General features: G+C 64.7%; 13 protein-coding genes. 2 read left to right on the top strand and 11 right to left on the bottom strand.

Features of this window, described 5'->3' with window-relative positions:
• Positions 1-286 precede the first annotated feature (286 nt).
• The 7 genes from ACO054_RS08875 to ACO054_RS08845 all read right to left on the bottom strand — a co-directional run bounded on the left by ACO054_RS08875 (position 287) and on the right by ACO054_RS08845 (position 10,036).
• A complete protein-coding gene (locus tag ACO054_RS08875; RefSeq protein WP_421710075.1) occupies positions 287-2,716 on the bottom strand; it encodes a TonB-dependent receptor domain-containing protein in 2,430 nt (809 codons plus the stop codon).
• Between the two features lie 280 nt (positions 2,717-2,996).
• A complete protein-coding gene (locus ACO054_RS08870) occupies positions 2,997-4,025 on the bottom strand; it encodes a FecR family protein (protein WP_421710074.1) in 1,029 nt (342 codons plus the stop codon).
• A 97-nt stretch (positions 4,026-4,122) separates the two neighbouring features.
• Positions 4,123-4,653, bottom strand: a complete 531-nt coding sequence (locus ACO054_RS08865; RefSeq protein ID WP_421710073.1) for an RNA polymerase sigma factor — start codon at positions 4,651-4,653, stop codon at positions 4,123-4,125.
• 109 nt (positions 4,654-4,762) lie between these two features.
• Complete coding sequence (locus tag ACO054_RS08860; protein ID WP_421710072.1) at positions 4,763-7,258, bottom strand: TonB-dependent receptor domain-containing protein; 2,496 nt, start codon at positions 7,256-7,258, stop codon at positions 4,763-4,765.
• Between the two features lie 108 nt (positions 7,259-7,366).
• The gene (locus ACO054_RS08855; RefSeq protein ID WP_421710071.1) at positions 7,367-8,389 is read right to left on the bottom strand and encodes a FecR domain-containing protein; all 1,023 of its coding nucleotides are present in this window, start codon (positions 8,387-8,389) and stop codon (positions 7,367-7,369) included.
• 18 nt (positions 8,390-8,407) lie between these two features.
• Positions 8,408-8,932, bottom strand: coding sequence for a sigma-70 family RNA polymerase sigma factor (locus tag ACO054_RS08850; RefSeq protein WP_421710070.1), 525 nt, complete (start codon positions 8,930-8,932; stop codon positions 8,408-8,410).
• A 186-nt stretch (positions 8,933-9,118) separates the two neighbouring features.
• Positions 9,119-10,036 (bottom strand): DMT family transporter, encoded by a 918-nt coding sequence (locus tag ACO054_RS08845; protein WP_421710069.1) that lies wholly within the window; start codon positions 10,034-10,036, stop codon positions 9,119-9,121.
• Here ACO054_RS08845 and ACO054_RS08840 point away from each other — a divergent pair.
• Positions 10,035-10,322, top strand: a complete 288-nt coding sequence (locus ACO054_RS08840; RefSeq protein WP_421710068.1) for a hypothetical protein — start codon at positions 10,035-10,037, stop codon at positions 10,320-10,322. The genes ACO054_RS08845 and ACO054_RS08840 overlap by 2 nt on opposite strands.
• Positions 10,323-10,624: 302 nt before the next feature.
• Here ACO054_RS08840 and ACO054_RS08835 read toward each other — a convergent pair whose 3' ends face one another.
• The 3 genes from ACO054_RS08835 to ACO054_RS08825 all read right to left on the bottom strand — a co-directional run bounded on the left by ACO054_RS08835 (position 10,625) and on the right by ACO054_RS08825 (position 14,723).
• Complete coding sequence (locus ACO054_RS08835; protein ID WP_421710067.1) at positions 10,625-13,138, bottom strand: TonB-dependent receptor domain-containing protein; 2,514 nt, start codon at positions 13,136-13,138, stop codon at positions 10,625-10,627.
• A 118-nt stretch (positions 13,139-13,256) separates the two neighbouring features.
• Positions 13,257-14,162: a FecR family protein gene (locus tag ACO054_RS08830; protein WP_421710066.1), complete on the bottom strand. Its 906-nt coding sequence runs from the start codon at positions 14,160-14,162 to the stop codon at positions 13,257-13,259.
• A gap of 54 nt (positions 14,163-14,216) precedes the next feature.
• Positions 14,217-14,723 (bottom strand): RNA polymerase sigma factor, encoded by a 507-nt coding sequence (locus tag ACO054_RS08825; protein ID WP_421710349.1) that lies wholly within the window; start codon positions 14,721-14,723, stop codon positions 14,217-14,219.
• Between the two features lie 212 nt (positions 14,724-14,935).
• Here ACO054_RS08825 and ACO054_RS08820 point away from each other — a divergent pair, with 212 nt between their 5' ends.
• Positions 14,936-15,142 carry a hypothetical protein gene (locus ACO054_RS08820; RefSeq protein WP_421710065.1) on the top strand — a complete coding sequence of 69 codons (207 nt, stop codon included), beginning with the start codon at positions 14,936-14,938 and terminating at the stop codon, positions 15,140-15,142.
• A gap of 39 nt (positions 15,143-15,181) precedes the next feature.
• On the opposite strand, the gene ACO054_RS08815 is transcribed toward ACO054_RS08820, so the two are convergent.
• A complete protein-coding gene (locus ACO054_RS08815; protein ID WP_421710064.1) occupies positions 15,182-17,485 on the bottom strand; it encodes a TonB-dependent receptor domain-containing protein in 2,304 nt (767 codons plus the stop codon).
• Positions 17,486-17,704 lie beyond the last annotated feature (219 nt).

Below are 17,704 nucleotides of genomic sequence, written 5' to 3'. Positions count from 1 at the left end.
ATGCAAGGGCGCAAGCCTGCTTTGCGGCGCTGACAGGACAGGCGCCGCCGCGGTCCGCTCCATCAGGATCGCATCCGCGCCCTGATCCCGAAACGGCGTGTAGCATCGACGTCGACTACATCCGACACACCGAAGGATTGGCGGATGGCGACCGATCCGATAGCCCCTGTCGCATTTCGTCCGATAAGGAGTTGTCGACAGGACCTTCTTCACGCTGCTGGTGAAGCTGGCCAAACTTCTTCTTACGCTGAGACGACTCTGTCGAGTTCAGTCTGGAACTACGTAATCAGAACTCGAAGCCCACGTAGAGGCCGAAGGTTCGCGGTTCGCCGGTGATCAGAGTGCGTGTGCCGTCTTGCTGCTGGACGAACCGTTGCGTCGCATAGTCGTTGTCGAACAGATTGCGCACGAAGAAGCCGGCATTCCATCTGTCCTGCTCGTAAGTTACCTGCGTGTTGACCAGGAAACGCGCATCGGATTCCTCGCGCGGATCGTTGTCGGCGTCTGAGAATGAACCGCCCGTATAAGATGCATCGGCGCCGATCGAAAGACCGTTGTCGAAAAAGTAGGTTGCGCCGAAGGCGAGTGTGACCTCCGGTGCTAACCGGAACTCATTACCGGAAAAGTCGCGGCCGGCGTCTTCAAATTCCAGGAATTCCGTCCGCACCAGGCCGATCGAACCGAAGACGTCTAGATTTGGCGTCACCAAAGCCTCCAGCGAAGCTTCGGCGCCATATAGTCGGGATTCGCCAGCGTTTACGACATTGAAGTCATTCCCATCCAAGGGGTTTTCAACCGAAACCTGCTGATTGCGCCAGTCGGTATAGAAGAGGTTGGCATTGGCTGTCAGTCGACGGTCGAAGAATTGGCTACGGAGGGCGAACTCGTAGTTCCAGGTAAACTCCGGATCGAACTCGTTCACCTGCTGGGTGACTATGTTGACTTGCGTGCCGCCGGCACGGTAGCCGCGCTGTACAGTGAAGCTGGTGGCGACATCCGGTGTCCAGTCGTAGGTGACTCCAACTTTTGGCAAGAAGGCGGAGAAGGTCTCCTCGTTCTGAGTCCGGTCGTCCGGAAGCGGAAAAGGAGACGGGCCGGCCGGGTCCAGAGCTGCAACAATGCGCGCGTCGGCCTCGACGGTTTCTCGATCGTAGCGCGCACCAAACGTCAGAGATAGGCCTGGGAGCAGCCAGTCGGCGCCAAGTTCCGCTTCCGCGAAAACCCCGAAGTTTTGGCGTTCGATCAGGGAACGTGTCTCGGCCATCACAAAGACGCCGGGAGGTGCTGAGGGATTGATAAGGCTCGCGGGATCCCGGGTGATGTTCAGCTCGTCTTCTTCGATCTCGGTAAAGAACAGCCCGAAAACTCCCGTTAGATCATCGCCCTCGTACCGTAACCGCAGATCCTGCTCGAAAACCGTATCGTCGCTGGTCGTATCGAGAAAGCCGAGATCGTCGGCGGCCGGACGATTCCGGTCGGTAAGACGCTCGTAATCGAGAGTGTAGTAGTTGGTCTCAGACTCGAGCGAGAAGGCCTCGTCGATCCGCCAGGTCAGCCGCAGGCCGCTGTTGCGGTGCAGAGAGTCTTCGTCGATGTTAACGTCCGAAAAGTTGAAGCGATCATCGGGGAAGAAGGCTTCCTCGATGAAGTTGCTGCCCCGTGAGTTGTCGGTCTGCGAGAAGGACGCGATGATCTCCAGGTCGTCGGTCGGATCGAGGCGAAGCTTGCCCCGCAGGTTGGTCTGCTCGCGGGCGTCGAAGTCATCTTCGTTCCGGGTCGGGTTCTCGACGAAGCCGTCGGTCTGAAGGCGGTCGGCCGAGAAGCGGACAGCAAGACGGTCTTCAACCAGCGGCACATTGGCCATGACCGCACCGCCGAGAGTCGCGCGCGAGCCCACTTCGCCACGGCTGCGCAGTTCCAGGTCGTAGGTGGGGTCGTTGCTGCGCAGGACGATGGCCCCGGCCAGGGCATTACGTCCCTGCTGGGTAGACTGCGGGCCGCGTAGCACCTCGACCTGCTGCAGGTCCCAGGAGTTGAAGGGGCCGCCGCCAGTGATGCCTCTATCCGTCAGAGCAACCCCGTCAACTTGGGTGGATACGAGATTCCCACCACCACCGGGACCACCTGGACCGGCCTGGTCTATGCCGCGAATGACGACGCGCCTTTCCTGCCCGCCTAAGCTTACGTTGGGGATGCGTTGGATCGCATCGTACAGATTGAAGTCGCCGCGCCGCTCCAACTCCTCGCCTGTCTGGATAGCCACACTCGTCGGCGACTCTTGGATCGTACGAATCTGGAGCTGTCCCTGTACGACGAGAGGGGCCAGTAAGATCGGTCCGCTGTCGGGCTGAACGACTGCGCGCTCCAGTGTGACCGTTTCGGTCGCGGTCAGGCGATAGTCGAGGCCGCTGCCGGCGAGGAGTTGCGTGAGGGCTTCGCTGGGCGTCAGGTTCCCTTCAACGTCAGCCGAGCGTCGGTCGCGAGCCAGCTCTGCGGAGTAGCCCACCTGCCAGCCAGTGATGCGCACGAAGGCGTCGAGGGCGTCGCCGAGCGGTTGGGGGGGTATCGCAAACGCGAAGGTATCTGCCGCCTGTGCGAGGAGGAGCGGTTCGAAGCGGGCGAAGTCCGTCATGGCCTCGCCTGTCGTCGCCTCCTGTGCACCGCCGCTGGCATGGCCTAAGTTCGGGCCGACCAGAGTCGCGGTCGTCAAAACCACGGCCGCCGTCGAAAGGAGACGGAAAGCCCTCCCAGTCTGGCGCCGGACGCTCCTTGTTGGTCGTTTCCCGATCATCACCCTCTGTCCCCCGTTCGACTGCTGGTCCCTCGGCGCGACGAACGCGGCTCGTTCGCAGGCCCCGATCTAGAGACGAACGGGGAGGAAAAATCTGAAACCCCGAGGCCTCGGAGAATTTCGGCCCAGGTCGGACGGCCCGACGCCTTTCAGGGACAGGGCAAGTGGGCAGGAACGGTAGCGGGGACAGGAACAGGAAGCGGGGTCAGTGCAGGATCGTCAGGAAGTCGGTGACCTGGATGACGTCTGCGGAGGCTGTGGCCGCCAGGGCAGCCGCCGCCGCCCTAGGATCGTCGAGCCGGTAGTTCCCGCTCACCGCATGGGACCGCAGCCGGTCGTCGGCGATGATGATCCAGCCCGAATGGTAGCGGTTCAGTTCCGCAACGATCTCGCCGAGCGGGCGGTCGCGAAAGACCAGCCTGCCTTGCAGCCAAGCAAGCGTTATCTCGGGGTCGATCGCCTCCGTCTCGCCGGGCAGGCCCTCCGTCACGTGCAGCGCCTGTCCGGCCGCGAGCACCGAAGGCCGGTCGGGCCGAACCTCACCCGCGACGGCGACCCGCCCGTGCCGAACCGCGACCGTCACCGAGCGCTCGCCCGCCCGCACGGCGAAGGCGGTGCCGAGGACCTGGACCGAGGCTTCGCCGCTGATCACTTTGAAGGGGCGGGCGGGGTCGGGCGTCACCTCGAAGTAGGCCTCGCCGGCGAGCAGGCGTACCTCCCGGTGCTCGCCATCGTAGCTGACCTGCACCGCGCTGCCGCTGTTGAGAACCATCCGCGACCCGTCGGGCAGATCGAGGCGTTCCTGCGCGCCGATGCCCGTTCGATGGTCGGCCGTCAGTGCCAGGAAGACCGCATCGATCTGAGTCAGCCCGACTGCGACGAGCACCAGAGCGGCTGCAGCGATGCGTGCCATTCCGCCGAACCGCCGCTTGCGCGGGCTTGTGTCGACGCGGCTCCGGTGCCGTGTCGGGTCCGATCCGGGGCGGTCGGATACCGGCCGAACCGGCTGCGGACCGCGCCGTGCTGCGGTTGCGAACTCGCTGGAGTTCCAGAGTGCGGCGATCTTGCGGTAGGCTTGCGCGTTGGCGGGATCCGCTGCCTGCCAGGCCTCGAAGTCGGCTTGCTCTGCGGCGGACAGATCGCCCGCCCCGAGACGCGCAAACCAGTCGGCCGCTTCGTCCAGCGGGCGGCGCGCTCGGCGGTCGGCGGCAGGAGATGTCCGGTCATCCGTCATGGCGGTCTTCGAGCTTACGCGTCTGCAACTGGCCTTCATAATCTAGACGAAACAAGGCCGCCTTTTCGAAACCTGTCATCGTTCGGAGGGGCACGACCTAGATCAGGCCCTTTTCCGAGAGCGTGTCGATGCAGCGGGCAAGCGCGAGGCGGATGTCCTTTTGGATCGTGGTCGAGGAGATCTGAAGGTGCGCCGCGATTTCCGGATAGGTCCAGCCCTCAATCCGGTTCAGTACCAGAACCCGGCGGGCGCGGTCGGGAACGCCCTGCAGGGCTTGGTCGAGCAGGGCGACCACCTGAAGATTGAGCGCTTCCGCTTCCGGCGAGGGTTGAGCGGAGGCGACGGACGTCACCGTCGCCTGATCGGAAGGCTGCGCGAAGATCGCCTGTTCCCGGCGCTCCCGGCGCAGATAGTCGATAGCCAGGTTCCAGGCGGTACGTCCGAAAAAGGCTTTGGGCGAAGCGATCTGGGTTTCGCCCAGCGCGGCGGAGGCGCGCAGGAAAGCTTCTTGGGCCAGATCTTCGGCCGTTGCCGCGTTGCCGACCAGACGCGCCAGCCGTCCGACCAGGACCGGGCGCTGTTCCTTAAACGCCCGTTCGAGGGCCTGTTGGGCAGTCTCTCTCGACATGCTCGCGACGATACTGGGTGGCTCCGGAAGCCTTCCTAGAGCAATTGCGAATAATTCGCAATTTCAGTATCCGGTTTGCCGACCTCGCAGTATCCGTCGCCTACAGAGTCTAGAAGCTCAGTCTCGCCCTCACGCCGAAGCGTCGGGACGGGCCGACGTCGACGATTCTCGGGCTGCCGGCGAAGTTGCTCGCCGAGCCCGCCAGTCCGGTGGCATAGGTCTCGTCGAGCGCATTCTCGACGAAGGCTTCGAACGCGAAGCTTTCGGCGCGCAGACCGAGGCGGAGATTGAGCAGGTCGAAGCCATCGAAACCCGGCACATCGGGATCCAGGTTTTGGTTGAAGCTCGTGCGCAGGCTGTACTCGGCCCGCAGGAAACCGCGCGCACCCGGCAGGATCTCGCGGGGATGCTCGTAGTCCCCGGCGATGCTGAAGGTATGAACCGGGGCGTTCGGCAGCCGCCTGTCGGTCAGGTCGCCGAAGGGCGAGTCGGGATAGTCCGTGAACTTCGCGAAGTTGATGCCGATCTGCGTGTCGATGCGCAGGCTCTCGATGGGCAGGGCGGAGATGCCGATTTCAGCGCCGACGCTGCGGGCTTCGGCCGCATTGTCGATCGTCACAGTTCGAATGTTACCGACCGCGTTTCTGGTTGCGAGCGAGACCTGGATATCCTCATAGTCGAGGAGGTAGCCGCTGCCGTTCACCAACAGGCGGTCGTCGAACAAGGACGCGCGGAAGCCGCCTTCGTAGGACCGCACCTTCTCTTCCTCGAAGCTGGAGCGGCCGGAGATGACGGAGCTGAAGCCGCCGGGCCGGAACCCCGTCGAGAATGCGAAGTAGGTCGAGACGTCGTCGGTCCAGTCGTACTTGATCGAGGCGCTGGGCGTCACGGCCGTGAAGTGCGCCTTATCCGATTCGAAGGGTATGGGAGGCAGGGTGAGCGTGGAGAGCCCCGTGCTCAAGCGTTCGCCTTCCTCCTTCACGCGGTCGAAGTTGAAGCGCGCGCCGGCTGCGACTTCCAGGTCGGGGATCGGCCGCCAGCGCAGGTCGCCGAACAAGCCAAAGTTGAAAGTATTGCGATTCGTGCTGTTTCCAATCGTGCTGCCGTCGTCCGCCAGAGGGCCGACGCCGAGGCCTTCGCCCAAGAGCCGAAAGGCGTCCGCACCGGGATCTATGATGCTGCTTTGGTCCCGTCGATTGAAACTGAAACTTGTGCCCAGGTTGAAGGCCGCCTCGCCCGTTTGCGACGGGAGGTCGAAGCTCTCGCTCTCGAAGCGAAACTCCTGGGCGATCGCACGTTCGTTCAGTGAGGTGGTACCGACGGTGAAGTCGAGTGCCGAGAAATCCGTGTCGTCCATGCTGTCGAGGTCGGTGAGGAAGAGGGAACTGGTCGATTTCAGGGATCCGATATCGAAGTCGTAGGTGCCCTGGAAGGATGCCAGGACACGGTTGAGCGAGTTCTCCTCCAGGAAGTCGGCGCCCGTCTCCAAGTTCCCGTCTTCCACGCTCGAGAAGGTTACCGTGTTCGCAGCGTCGAACTCGGTTCGGTCGAAGGAGAGGGAGGCATCGAGGGTGAGCCGGTTGGTCGGTCGCGACCTGAGGCTAAGGCGGGCGCCGACGTCGTCCCGGCCGACGGAGTCCGGGTCGCTACTCTCGGCGAAGTCGACGAAGCCGTCGGAGATCCCGCCGAAGGCGACGAGCCGCGCTGAGAGCAGGCCGTCTTCCAGGATCGGTGCGTTGACGATCGCCGTCGCGCGTCCGTCGGGGTAGGAGCCCAGTTCGGTCTCCAGAGAAGCCTCGAACGCGTCCGTCGGCTTCTTGGTGACGAAGTTGAGGGCGCCGCCGATGGTGCCGCGTCCGAAGGCCGTGCCCTGTGGGCCGTAGGCGACCTCGACACGCTCCAGGTCGACGAGATTGCCGTTGATGCCGCTGACGTCGCCGGTGGGGTTCAATAGGATGCCGTCGGAGAAGACCCCGTTGGTCGGGCTGCTTCCGGATCCGCCCAGATCGCTGATCCCGCGGATCGACAGATTGAGAATGGCCGGGTCGCGGTTGCTGACGAACCCGAAGTTCGGCAGCCGCTGGATCACCTCGGCGGTGTCCTGAAGGTTGGAGCGTTCCAGCTCCTCGTCCGTCAAGACGACCACGCTGCCGGGTACGTCCTGCAGCAGCTCCTCGGTGCGCCGGGCGGTGACTGTGATGTCGCCGAGACGCAGCGGGCCGCTCTCGGGTTGAACGACCGCGCGCTCCAGCGTCACCGTGTTCGCGCTGGTGAAGCGGTAACGCAGTCCACTGCCGACCAGCAGACGTGCAAGTCCCTCGTCGACCGTGTAGCGACCCGTCAGCCCCTCTGTCCGCAGACCGGATGCCAGCGCGGCATCTCCGACCAGGAACACGCCGGAGGCGTCGATGAAGCGGATCAGCGCTTCGTCCAGCGGGCCGGCCGGAATGGCATAGTCGCGCAGTTCCGTTCCATCCTGTTGCTGCGCGAGCGCCGGAAAGGCGAGAGGCGCCAAGGGCGCCGGTACCAGCAGGCTCGCGATCAGCAGCGCCTTGGCAAGCGGCGTTCGGCGCACTGGGTTGGACCGTTTCGGAACTGTCGTCATTTAAATTCCCCCTTGGGAAGCTCGGAGCTTCTGTCGTTAGGGGAACCGAACGAGCGGCGAATTCCGGAACTGCAGATGCGAAATTTTTTCGCCTCTGCCCCTGCCGAACTACCCGGCGGGTTGGATCGTGGTCCACCAGGGCAGCGGCCGATGGATCCGGATCGGCAGACTGTCCGCCAGCATGTCGAGGGCCCTGTCGGGGTCGCGCAGAGGAAAGCCGCCGATCACCCGGAGGTCCGCAACCTCGGGCGCGACGCCCAGATAGCCGAGTTGATAGCGGGCCAGCTCCTCGGCCAATTCGCCGAGCGTGATGTTCCTGGCAAGCAGGATACCGCGTGTCCAGGCCTCGCGGGCGGGGTCGGCCGCCGCGACCGCGGCGATCCGGGTCGCGGTGAAGGCGACCTGTTCGCCCGCCGAGATTTGCCGCCGCTCGGCGCTTGCCGCGGTCCGCAGCTCCACCGTGCCGTCGAAGACCGCAAGCAGCGACGTATCTCCCTGCCGGCGCACGGCGAACTGCGTGCCGAGCGGTCGCATCTCGCCGTGCTGGGTGGTGACATATAGCGGCCTCTCGCTGTCGCCGCCCCCGCTGCCGCCATCTGTTGCAACGAAGATTTCACCCTGCAGCAGTTCGATCCGCTGCGGGCCAGTGCCGGCGGCGCGATTGATCGCGCTCGCGGTGCTCAGCCAGAGCCGGGCCCCGTCGTCCAGCCCCAGCTCGCGGATCTCGCCGACTGCCGTATGCTCATCGGCTTGCCATGCAACGATGCTTGCCTGCAGAGGCGTGAAGCGGTGGGCGCCCCAGCCCAGCAGGCCGAGCCCTGCAACACCGGCCAAACCCGTCAGCACCCGGCGCCTGCTTGTCCGCTTCCTGCGCTGCGCCCGCAACACAGAGGAAGCGGCTTCGCTTTCCCCCTCGGCCTGAAGCGGCGCAAAGCGCCGTCCGACCGAGGCTACGAAGTCCCAGGCAGCTTGATGGTCGCTGTGTTGCGCCAGCCAGAGCCGCCAGTTCTGCCGAACCGCCTCGTCGGCCTCGCCGTCGCGAAGGCGCGCGAACCACTCGGCGGCAGCCTCGAGATGCTCTTGCGCGACGGGGGGCGTCTGGGTCGAACCGGGGACGTTGCTGTCTGGCATGGGGCGGCGGCAGAGCGATCAGAGATCCGGGTGCAGGTCCAGCAGGACGCACTGAAGCATGATGCGCGCCACGTACTTGCGAACCATCCTGTCGGACACGCCCAGCGCCTCCGCGACCTCCTTGTCCTTTTGTCCCTCGATGACGGCCATGATGAACGCGCTGGCCGCCTTGGCCGGTTGTCGCTGCAAAAGCGCATCGAGCTCGCAGAGTGCTTGGATAACCGTGGCTTGCCGCTCAGGGCAGGGGGCGCTGTGCCTCGGCCGATTTGTCAGCGCTTTGAGGTATGCCTGTTCCACGCTCTGACGCCGCCAAAGGTCGACGCAGAGTCCTCTCGCGATGGCGCTCAGGTAGGCACGCGCGCCTTGATTGCTGTCGAAGGCGCGCGGTCGTCTGAGCATCCGTATGAAGGCGTCCTGCGCAAGGTCGGCTGCGTCGCAGGGGTTGCCCAAGCGGCGATGCAGAAAGGCGAGAAGCCATCCGTGATGATCCTGATAGATGCGACCGACATCCTGGCCACAGACAGCCCCGTCGGCCGTCGACATGCCCCACCTCATGCTAACGATTATCATTCGCACTTTAGGATAAAGAATTAAACGAGGTCAAACGCTGCCTTAATTCTTGAGACGGGACCTGCTGGCACCACCGGACCCAAGAAGACTCGTGACAGGAGACCTTGTCCGTCGGAGCTGAGATCGATGAGAACGCGGCACTGGCCGCAGGCCTTCAGGCTAGACCGCGCCGACCGGCGGCCGTCGCCGGCGCAGACCCGATAGGGCGTTGCCGGTGAGCGCGGCCAGGACGATGCCTCCGCCGGCCAGGGTCAGGGTGGTGGGGATTTCGGAGAAGACCCACCAGACCCACAGGGGGCCGAGCACGACTTCGGACATGGAGAGCAGAGCGCTCTCCGCGGCCCCCAGATGCCGGGCGCCGATGATATAGGCCAGCAGCCCGCAGCCCATCTGAATCACGCCGAGGGCGATGCAGATCAGCAGGTCATGGGTCGACAGCAGAAGCCCCTGGTCCGTTACCAGAGCCGCCGGGCCCGACCAGAGCATGGCGAAGAGGCCGGCATAGACGGTGGTCGGCAGCATGTCGACGCCGGGCTTGCGGCGCAGCGTCACCGTGAAGAGGGCAAAGGACAGGGCGGCTCCGAGGGCCAGCAGGTCGCCCAGCGGATTGCCCTGGGCCAGTCCGTCCCCCACCATCACGGCGACTCCCAGCACGGCGGCGACCATGGCCCCCCAGGTTGCCTTGCGGACGGACTCGCGCAGCAGGAGCCACCCGAGAAAGGCCGCCAGCAGCGGCGCGGCGGACAGCAGGAACAGAGTGTTCGCCACCGTGGTGCGGGTGATCGAGGTGACGAAGCAGACGAAGGCGAAGGACAGGAAGAAACCCGCCAGGACCGAGGTCCAGCCCGCCGCCGCGAAGATCGAGGGCAGGCGCCGTCCGTCCCGCATGGCCAGTACCAGGCCGAGGAAGATGATCAGCGTCAGGGAGCGGTAGAAGACCACCTGCCAGTCGCCGGCGGCCTCCAGGCTGCGCATGAAAAGCCCAGCCAGCGACCAGAAGACCCCGGCGAGCAACACCAGCAGACGGCCCTGCAGCGCCTTGTCGTGGCCCGGCGGATCGGCAGCCAAGGAGGTCATGGCGTCAAAGGTCCTTGCAGAGCCGCAGGGAGTCGAGCAGGGCGGCATGAACAGTGCGGCTGGCGACCGCGTCGCCTACCCGCAGCAGCAGACAATCGGCATCCTGACCGCTTCGCGTTGGGTGCCACGTTCGACACGGTTTGAGCAGGGGATCGGAGTTTGGATCGCTGGGCATGGGCCGGCATTCCATACCTTGCCGGATGTCGCGTCCATGCTCTCGGCGGCCTCGTTGGCGCAGAGCGGATCTTCCCAGGGCGCAACCCTCTCCCGCCCGAGCCCGCTTTAAAGGCTCAGCGGATTGATAGGGGACGATGCCCTGTGTGGGAGGAATTCACGAGACCTCTGGCAAGTCTGAACGCCACGGATCTGGCGGTTCTGTTGGGGGCGACACTGCTGGCCGGTTTGGTGCGCGGTTTCAGCGGCTTCGGCTCCGCGATGATCCTCGTGCCGTCCTATAGTCTGGTCTTCAGTCCGGCCGTGACCATCCCGATCATGTCTCTGGTTGACGTCGCGGGTACGACCGTCGTCCAAAAGTGGTTATTGCGGCAAAGTCTGTGCCCCAGGATGAGCGCGGATATCGCGCAGACTTCAGAACTGCAGCCTCGCTCTCACGCCGAAGCGCCGGGTTGGACCGACTTCCACGATTCTCGGCCCGCCGAGAGCGCTCGCAAAGCCCGCCGATCCGGTAGCATAGGTTTCGTCGAGCGCGTTCTCGACGAAGGCTTCGAACGCGAAGCCTTCGGCGCGCAGGCCAACACGAAGGTTGAGTAGGTCGAAGCCGTCGAACCCCGGCGCGTCGGGATCCAGGTTGTCGTTGAAGCTTGTGCGCAGGCTGTACTCGGCCCGCAGGAAGCCACGTGCGCCCGGCAGGATCTCGCGCGGATGCTCGTAGTCCCCGGCGATGCTGAAGGTGTGAACCGGGGCGTTCGGCAGCCGCCTGTCGGTCAGGTCGCCGAAGGGAGAGTCGGGATAGTCCGTGAACTTCGCGAAGTTGATTCCGATCTGGGTGTCGATCCGCAGGCTCTCGATGGGCAGGGCGGAGATGCCGATCTCGGCGCCGACGCTGCGGGCCTCGGCCGCGTTGTCGACAACTGACGTCGTTACGCCGCCAACCGTGTTCAAGAGTTCGACCTGGATATCCTCATAGTCGAGCAGATAGCCGCTGCCGTTCACCAGCAGACGGTCGTCGAACAAGGAGGCCCGAAACCCACCTTCGTAGGACCGAACCTTCTCCTCCTCGAAGCTCGAGAAGCTAACGATGGTGGAGCTGAAGCCGCCGGGCCGGAAACCGGTCGAGAAGGCGAGGTAGGTCGAGAAGTCGTCGGTCCAGTCGTACTTGATCGAGGCGCTGGGCGTCACGGCGGTGAAGTTCGCCTCGCCCGACTCGAAGGGGACGGACGGCGTTGTAAGGGCGGAGAGTCCCGTGCTCACGCTTTCGCCTTCTTGTTTCACGCGGTCGAAGCTGAAGCGCGCGCCGCCGGCGATCTCCAGGTCGGGGATCGGCCGCCATCGCAGGTCGCCGAACAGGCCGAAGTTGAAGATATCCCGGCTCGAGCTGTTCCCGATCGTGCTGCCGTCGTCTGGCAGGGGGCCGACGCCGCGTCTTTCGCCGATGACCCGAAAAGTGTCCGCACCGGGATCTAGGATGCCGCTGACGTCCCGTCGATTGAAGCTGAAACTTGTGCCTAGGTTGAAGGCGATCTCGCCCGTTTGCGACGGCAGGTCGAAGCTGTCGCTCTCGAAGCGGAACTCCTGGGCGATCGCACGTTCGTTAACTGAGGTCGTACCAGTGGTGAAGTCGAGTGCCGTAAAATCGTTATCGTCGGAGCTGTCGAGGTCGGTGAGAAAGAGCGAACTGGTCGATCTCAGGGACCCGACGTCGAAGTCGTAGGTACCCTGGAAGGATGCCAGGACACGGTTGAGCGAGTTCTCCTCGAGGAAGTCGGCGCCTGTTACCAGATCCTCGTCCTCGACGCTCGCGGTCGACACAGCGTTCGAGGTGTCGAATTCGGTGCGGTCGAAGGAGAGGGAGGCATCGAGGGTGAGCCGGCTGGTGGGCCGCGACCTGAGGCTCAGGCGGGCGCCGACGTCGTCCCGGCCGACGGAGTCCGGGTCGCTGCCCTCGGCGAAGTCGATGAAGCCGTCGGATATCCCGCCGAAGGCCACGAGCCGTGCCGAGAGCAGGCCGTCCTCCAGGATCGGTGCGTTGACGATCGCCGTCGCGCGTCCGTCGGGGTAGGAGCCCAGTTCGGTCTCCAGAGAAGCCTCGAACTCGTCGGTCGGCTTCTTGGTGACGAAGTTGATCGCGCCGCCGAGAGTGCCGCGGCCGAAGGCCGTGCCTTGTGGGCCGTAGGCGACCTCCACACGTTCCAGGTCGACGAGGTTGGCGTTGATGCCGCTGGCGCCGCCGGAGGGGTTGAGCAAGATGCCATCGGAGAAGACGCCGTTGGTCGGGCTGCTTCCGTCTCCGCTCAGATCGCTGATCCCGCGGATCGACAGATTGAGATTGGCCGGGTTGGAGTTGTCGATGAACCCGACGTTCGGCAGCCGAAGGAGCACCTCGGCGGTGTCCTGAAGGTTGGAGCGTTCCAGCTCCTCGTCGGTCAGGACGACCACGCTGCCGGGCACGTCCTGCAGCAGCTCCTCGGTCCGCCGTGCGGTGACGGTGATGTCGCCAAGCCGCATCGGCCCGCTCTCGGGTTGCACAGCGGCGCGCTCCAGCGTCACCGTATTCGCGTCGGCATAGCTGTGGGTCAGACCGGTGCCGGCGAGAAGCTGTTGCAGGGCCTGCTCGGGCGTGTAGGAGCCCTGGAGGCCCGAGGTCGAGAGGCCGGCGAGGAGATCGGCGGGCGCCACGATCTGAAGGCCGGTCTGAACGTTGAAGGTTACGATCGCCTGGGCAAGCGGCTGGGCCGGGATCGCGATCACCATGGGGGGAGTGTCCGGCATCCCTTGAGCGATCGCGGATCCGGCCGACACGGCGACGGTAAGGGCGAGGCAGAGACCGCCGATCCTGCTGCGCCTGAAAGGGCTGTCCCAAAGACCACTGAGACCGAAACCGCAGCGTTCATCGCCGCGCGGCCTGCGTTCGAAACCGCTCATGAGACATTCCCCTCTGCTGCACCTTTTGCACCCTTCGTCCTGAAAACGAGGGAAGGGCGAGGTTCTCAAGAGCTGGATCGAAAAAATCTTCGTTCCCGTCGTCCGCATCGCGGAGGGATCAGGGCAGGGCCTCCTCCGCCAAGACGAGGGTGAGAAATGGCGGTGCTGCGATGACAGAGCCGCCGTAGAGGCCGGTCGTGACGCGCAGCGTGGCCAGCGGGTCGGCCAGCGAAAACACGCCGGTGACGCGCCGTGCGGCCAGCGCCGGGTCCAGGATCACGACGCGTCCTGCCATGCGGCGCTCTAGCACCTCGGCAACGGTGGCCAGCGAGGTGTCCTGAAGGACGAGACGTCCCTGCCGCCAAGCCGCAACGGCCTCGGGAGAAAGCCTGTCGCGCCGCTCCCCGCCGTCGGAGTCGATGCGCAGCCGCTCGCCCGCCCGAAGTGCGACGCGTGCGCCCGCATGCAGGGCTTCGACGCGGCCGTCGGAAACGGCGACGCTGACGCCCTCGACACCTCGTTCGACGGCAAAGGCCGTGCCGAGCGCACGTGCCGTCATGCTGCCGGCCTCGACCGAGAAGGGGCGCCCGTCGGGTTCGACCTCGAAGTGGGCAGCGCCGTCCAGCAGAACGACCTGCCGCGTCCGTTCGTTGATCCTTTCGATGATCGCGGAGCCGGCGTCGAGGTGCACCCGGTCGCCGCTGGCCAGCGTGACGACGGCGGGTCCCGAGGGACCCGCCGCGTGATCGGCCCGGTACCATCGCAGTGCATCCGGTCCGACGATCAGAACCAGGACGGCGGCAAGCGCGGCGAGGGCGATCGCCGCCCCCTGGCGTCGGCGTGTCCGCTGCGGGCGTGCCGCGGACCAGCTCCGCGCGACGCTGGCATAAGCGCGGCGTTCGCGGGCGCCGCGTGCCAGGAAGGCGTCACGTGCCCGGCGGACTTCGGGGTCGTCCGGTCTCTCCTCGACCTGCAGGAACAGGTCGACGGCTTGCTCTCGCAGCCGTTCTTCGTCTTTTTTCATCGTTCTTCAAACACCGCTGCCCCATTTTGTAACAATCGCGCGTGGGGCGCACGCTCAGGCTTCCGACCTGTTGAGTCTCCGGTCGACATGAATGAGGGCGGCTCGGACGAGCTGATGTGCTCGTTGGCTCGACACACCGAGCACCACCCCGATTTCGTCGTACGACGCGCCCTCGACGCTGCGCAACACAAAGGCGCGCTGGGTTCGCTCCGGCAGCTCCGCGAGCGCGGCCGCGGCGATCCGGACCGCCTCACGTCCGATGGCGACACGCTCGCCGTCGGGGGCGGTCCCTGGCACAAGCTGCGGTTCGGCAAGATTGTCGCGTTCGACCTTCTCGCGTCGCAGCCAGTCAAGGGCGAGATTACGCACGATTTTGTGCAGAAGCGGACCCGCCAGCTTCGCATCGTAGCTTTTCGTGCACCAGCGCAGCCAGCTTTCCTGAACGAGTTCCTCGGCGACGGCGCGGCTACCGACGACGTTCTCGGCTGCCGCGATGAGCTCGCAGCGGCGGCCGACGAAGACTCGAGATCTGTCGGGAGAGGACGACCCTTGCCGGGACACAAGCGACCCTTCACTGAAGACTGGAGCGTGCTGGTTGATCTGCACGGCAGAAGTTTTTCTTTTATCAAGCGTATTGGGTTTCGCAAGGCCGCGTTCGAAGGGTACAACCCACGCCCGACCGGCGTTGGTGTGGAAGCGTGGAAGACGTCGGATGCATGACGGGATTTGGTGGGGCGGGATATGGCTCGGTGTGGGAGAGACTGACGGCACCTTTGGCGAGTCTAAACGCCACGGACCTGGCGGTTCTGTTGGGGCCGACGCTGCTGGCCGGTTTGGTGCGCGGTTTCAGTGGCTTCGGCTCCGCGATGGTCCTCGTGCCGTCCTACAGTCTGGTCTTCGGTCCGGCCGTGGCCATCCCGATCATGTCTCTGGTCGACGTTGCGGGTACGACCGTCGTCCAAAAGTGGTTATTGCGGTAAAGTCTATACTCCAGGGTGAGCGGCGCTATCGCGCAAATTTCAGAACTGCAGCCTCGCCCTCACGCCGAAGCGCCGTGTCGGACCAACGTCGACGATTCTCTGCCCGCCGAGGTTGCTCGTGCCAGCCGACGACCCGGTAGCATAGATCTCGTCGAGCGCGTTCTCGACGAAGGCTTCGAAGGTGTAGCGTTCGGCGCGCAGACCGAGCCGCAGGTTGAGCAGGTCGAAGCCGTCGAAACCCGGCGCGTCGGGATTCAGGTCGTCGTTGAAACTCGTGCGCAGGCTGTACTCGGCCCGCAGAAAACCGCGCGCGCCCGGCAGGATCTCGCGGGGATGCTCGTAGTCGCCGGCGATGCTGAAGGTATGAACCGGAGCGTTCGGCAGCCGCCTGTCGGTCAGGTCGCCAAAGGGCGAGTCGGGATAGTCCGTGAACTTCGCGAAGTTGATGCCGATCTGTGTGTCGATGCGCAGGCTCTCGATGGGCAGGGCGGAGATGCCGATTTCGGCACCGACGCTGCGGGCCTCGGCCGCATTGTCGATAAATTGCGTCGAAATGCCGCTGACCGTTTCGAGAAGTGAAACCTGAATGTCCTTGTAGTCGAGCAGGTAGCCGCTGCCGTTCACCAGCAGGCGATTGTCGAGCAAGGAAGCGCGGAACCCGCCCTCGTAGGACCGCACGGTCTCCTCCTCGAAGCCGGAAAAGCCGGAGAGGGCGGAGCTGAAGCCGCCGGGCCGGAACCCTGTCGAAAAGGCGAAGTAGGTCGAGAAGTCGTCGGTCCAGTCGTACTTGATCGAGGCGCTAGGCGTCACGGACGTGAAGTTCGCCTCTTCGGACTGGAAGGGCACGGGCGGGACGGTGAGGGCGGAGAGTCCCGTGCTCAAGGTCTCGCCTTCCTCCTTCACGCGGTCGAAGCTGAAGCGCGCGCCGCCGGCGATCTCCAGCTTGGGGATCGGCCGCCATCGCAGGTCGCCGAACAGACCGAAGTTGAAGACGTCCCGGTTCGCGCTGCTTCCGATCGTGCTGCCGTCGTCCGCCAGAGGGCCGGCGATCCGAAAGGCGTCCGCACCGGGATCTACGATGATGCTGAAGTCCCGTCGGTTGAAGCTGAACGCGGTGCCTAGGTTGAAGGCCGCCTCGCCCGTTTGGGACGGGAGGTCGAAGCTCTCGCTCTCGAAGCGAAACTCCTGGGCGATCGCGCGTTCGTTTAGCGAGGCGACATTGGTGGTGAAGTCGAGTGCCGCGAAATCGTTGTCGTCGAAGCTGTCGAGGTCGGTGAGGAAGAGAGAACTGGTCGATCTGAGGGACCCGATGTCGAAGTCGTAGGTCCCCTGGAAGGATGCAAGGATGCGGTTAAGCGAGTTTTCTTCGAGGAAGTCGGCGCCCGTAACCAAATCCTCGTCCTCGACGCTCGAGAAATCTACCATGTTAGAAGCGTCGAACTCGGTTCGGTCGAAAGAGAGGGAGGCATCGAGGGTGAGTCGGCTGGTCGGCTGCGACCTGAGGCTGATGCGGGTGCCGACGTCGTCCCGGCCGACGGAGTCCGGGTTGCTGCCCTCGGCGAAGTCCACGAAGCCGTCCGAGATGCCGCCGAAGGCCACGAGCCGCGCCGAGAGCAGGCCGTCTTCCAGGATCGGTGCGTTGACGATCGCCGTCGCGCGCCCGTCGGGGTAGGAGCCGAACTCGGTTTCGAGGGAAGCTTCGAACTCGTCGGTCGGCTTCTTGGTGACGAAGTTGATGGCGCCGCCGAGAGTGCCGCGGCCGAAGGCCGTGCCCTGCGGGCCGTAGGCCACCTCGACACGTTCCAGGTCGACGAGGTTGGCGTTGATGCCGCTGATGTCGCCGGTGGGGTTCAACAGGATGCCGTCGGCGAAGATCCCGTTGGTTGGGCTGCTTCCGGCTCCGCTCAGATCGCTGATCCCGCGGATCGACAGATTGAGATTGGCCGGGTCCGAGTTGTCGACGAAGCTGACGTTCGGCAGTCGCAGGCTCACCTCAGCGGTGTCCTGAAGGTTGGAGCGTTCCAGTTCCTCGCCGGTCAGGACCACCACACTGCCGGGTACGTCCTGCAGCAGTTCCTCGGTGCGCCGGGCGGTGACGGTGATGTCGCCGAGACGCATCGGCCCGCCTTCGCTGCCGTTTGCGTTGCCCACAAGCGCCACGCTGTTGTCGTCAATGACCTCGAAGATCACGCCCGATCCTTGCAGCAAAAGGCGCAGAGCCTCAATCGGGCTGTAGAGTCCGTCCAGAGGCGGGCTGGTCTTGCCGCGCAGCAAGCTGCCGTCGCCGCCGACGGTCAGGCCCGTCTGCCCGGCGAGTTCGGTGACCGCCTGATCGAGCGGCATTACCGGCAGCGTTATCGCTTGCGGCTGAGACGCGGCGAGAGACGTCGGCGAAACGCCTAATAAAAGACCACCGACTGTCAGAACGACGTGTAGAGACCTACGAAACCCGACTTTCCCCATTGACCTTCCCACTTGTCGCGTTGCTTTCGTGGGTAATGACAAAGCGGATAGAAAATCGGACAGATCTTTTTGCCCTGGCAGACCTTTTTCGCGCGTCAG

The sequence above is a fragment of the Algihabitans sp. genome, assembly GCF_965226985.1.
GTDB lineage: Bacteria > Pseudomonadota > Alphaproteobacteria > Kiloniellales > DSM-21159 > Algihabitans.
The sequence above is the reverse complement of the archived record's forward strand: the minus strand, read 5'-3'. Positions and strand labels throughout refer to the sequence as shown.

Coding starts and splice junctions, on each gene's coding strand:
- ACO054_RS08855 (WP_421710071.1), bottom strand. CDS start 8,389: ATGCCAGACAGCAACGTCCCCGGTTCGACCCAGACGCCCCCCGTCGCG.
- ACO054_RS08815 (WP_421710064.1), bottom strand. CDS start 17,485: ATGCCGCTCGATCAGGCGGTCACCGAACTCGCCGGGCAGACGGGCCTG.
- ACO054_RS08870 (WP_421710074.1), bottom strand. CDS start 4,025: ATGACGGATGACCGGACATCTCCTGCCGCCGACCGCCGAGCGCGCCGC.
- ACO054_RS08840 (WP_421710068.1), top strand. CDS start 10,035: ATGGCGTCAAAGGTCCTTGCAGAGCCGCAGGGAGTCGAGCAGGGCGGC.
- ACO054_RS08835 (WP_421710067.1), bottom strand. CDS start 13,138: ATGAGCGGTTTCGAACGCAGGCCGCGCGGCGATGAACGCTGCGGTTTC.
- ACO054_RS08830 (WP_421710066.1), bottom strand. CDS start 14,162: ATGAAAAAAGACGAAGAACGGCTGCGAGAGCAAGCCGTCGACCTGTTC.
- ACO054_RS08865 (WP_421710073.1), bottom strand. CDS start 4,653: ATGTCGAGAGAGACTGCCCAACAGGCCCTCGAACGGGCGTTTAAGGAA.
- ACO054_RS08845 (WP_421710069.1), bottom strand. CDS start 10,036: ATGACCTCCTTGGCTGCCGATCCGCCGGGCCACGACAAGGCGCTGCAG.
- ACO054_RS08850 (WP_421710070.1), bottom strand. CDS start 8,932: ATGTCGACGGCCGACGGGGCTGTCTGTGGCCAGGATGTCGGTCGCATC.
- ACO054_RS08860 (WP_421710072.1), bottom strand. CDS start 7,258: ATGACGACAGTTCCGAAACGGTCCAACCCAGTGCGCCGAACGCCGCTT.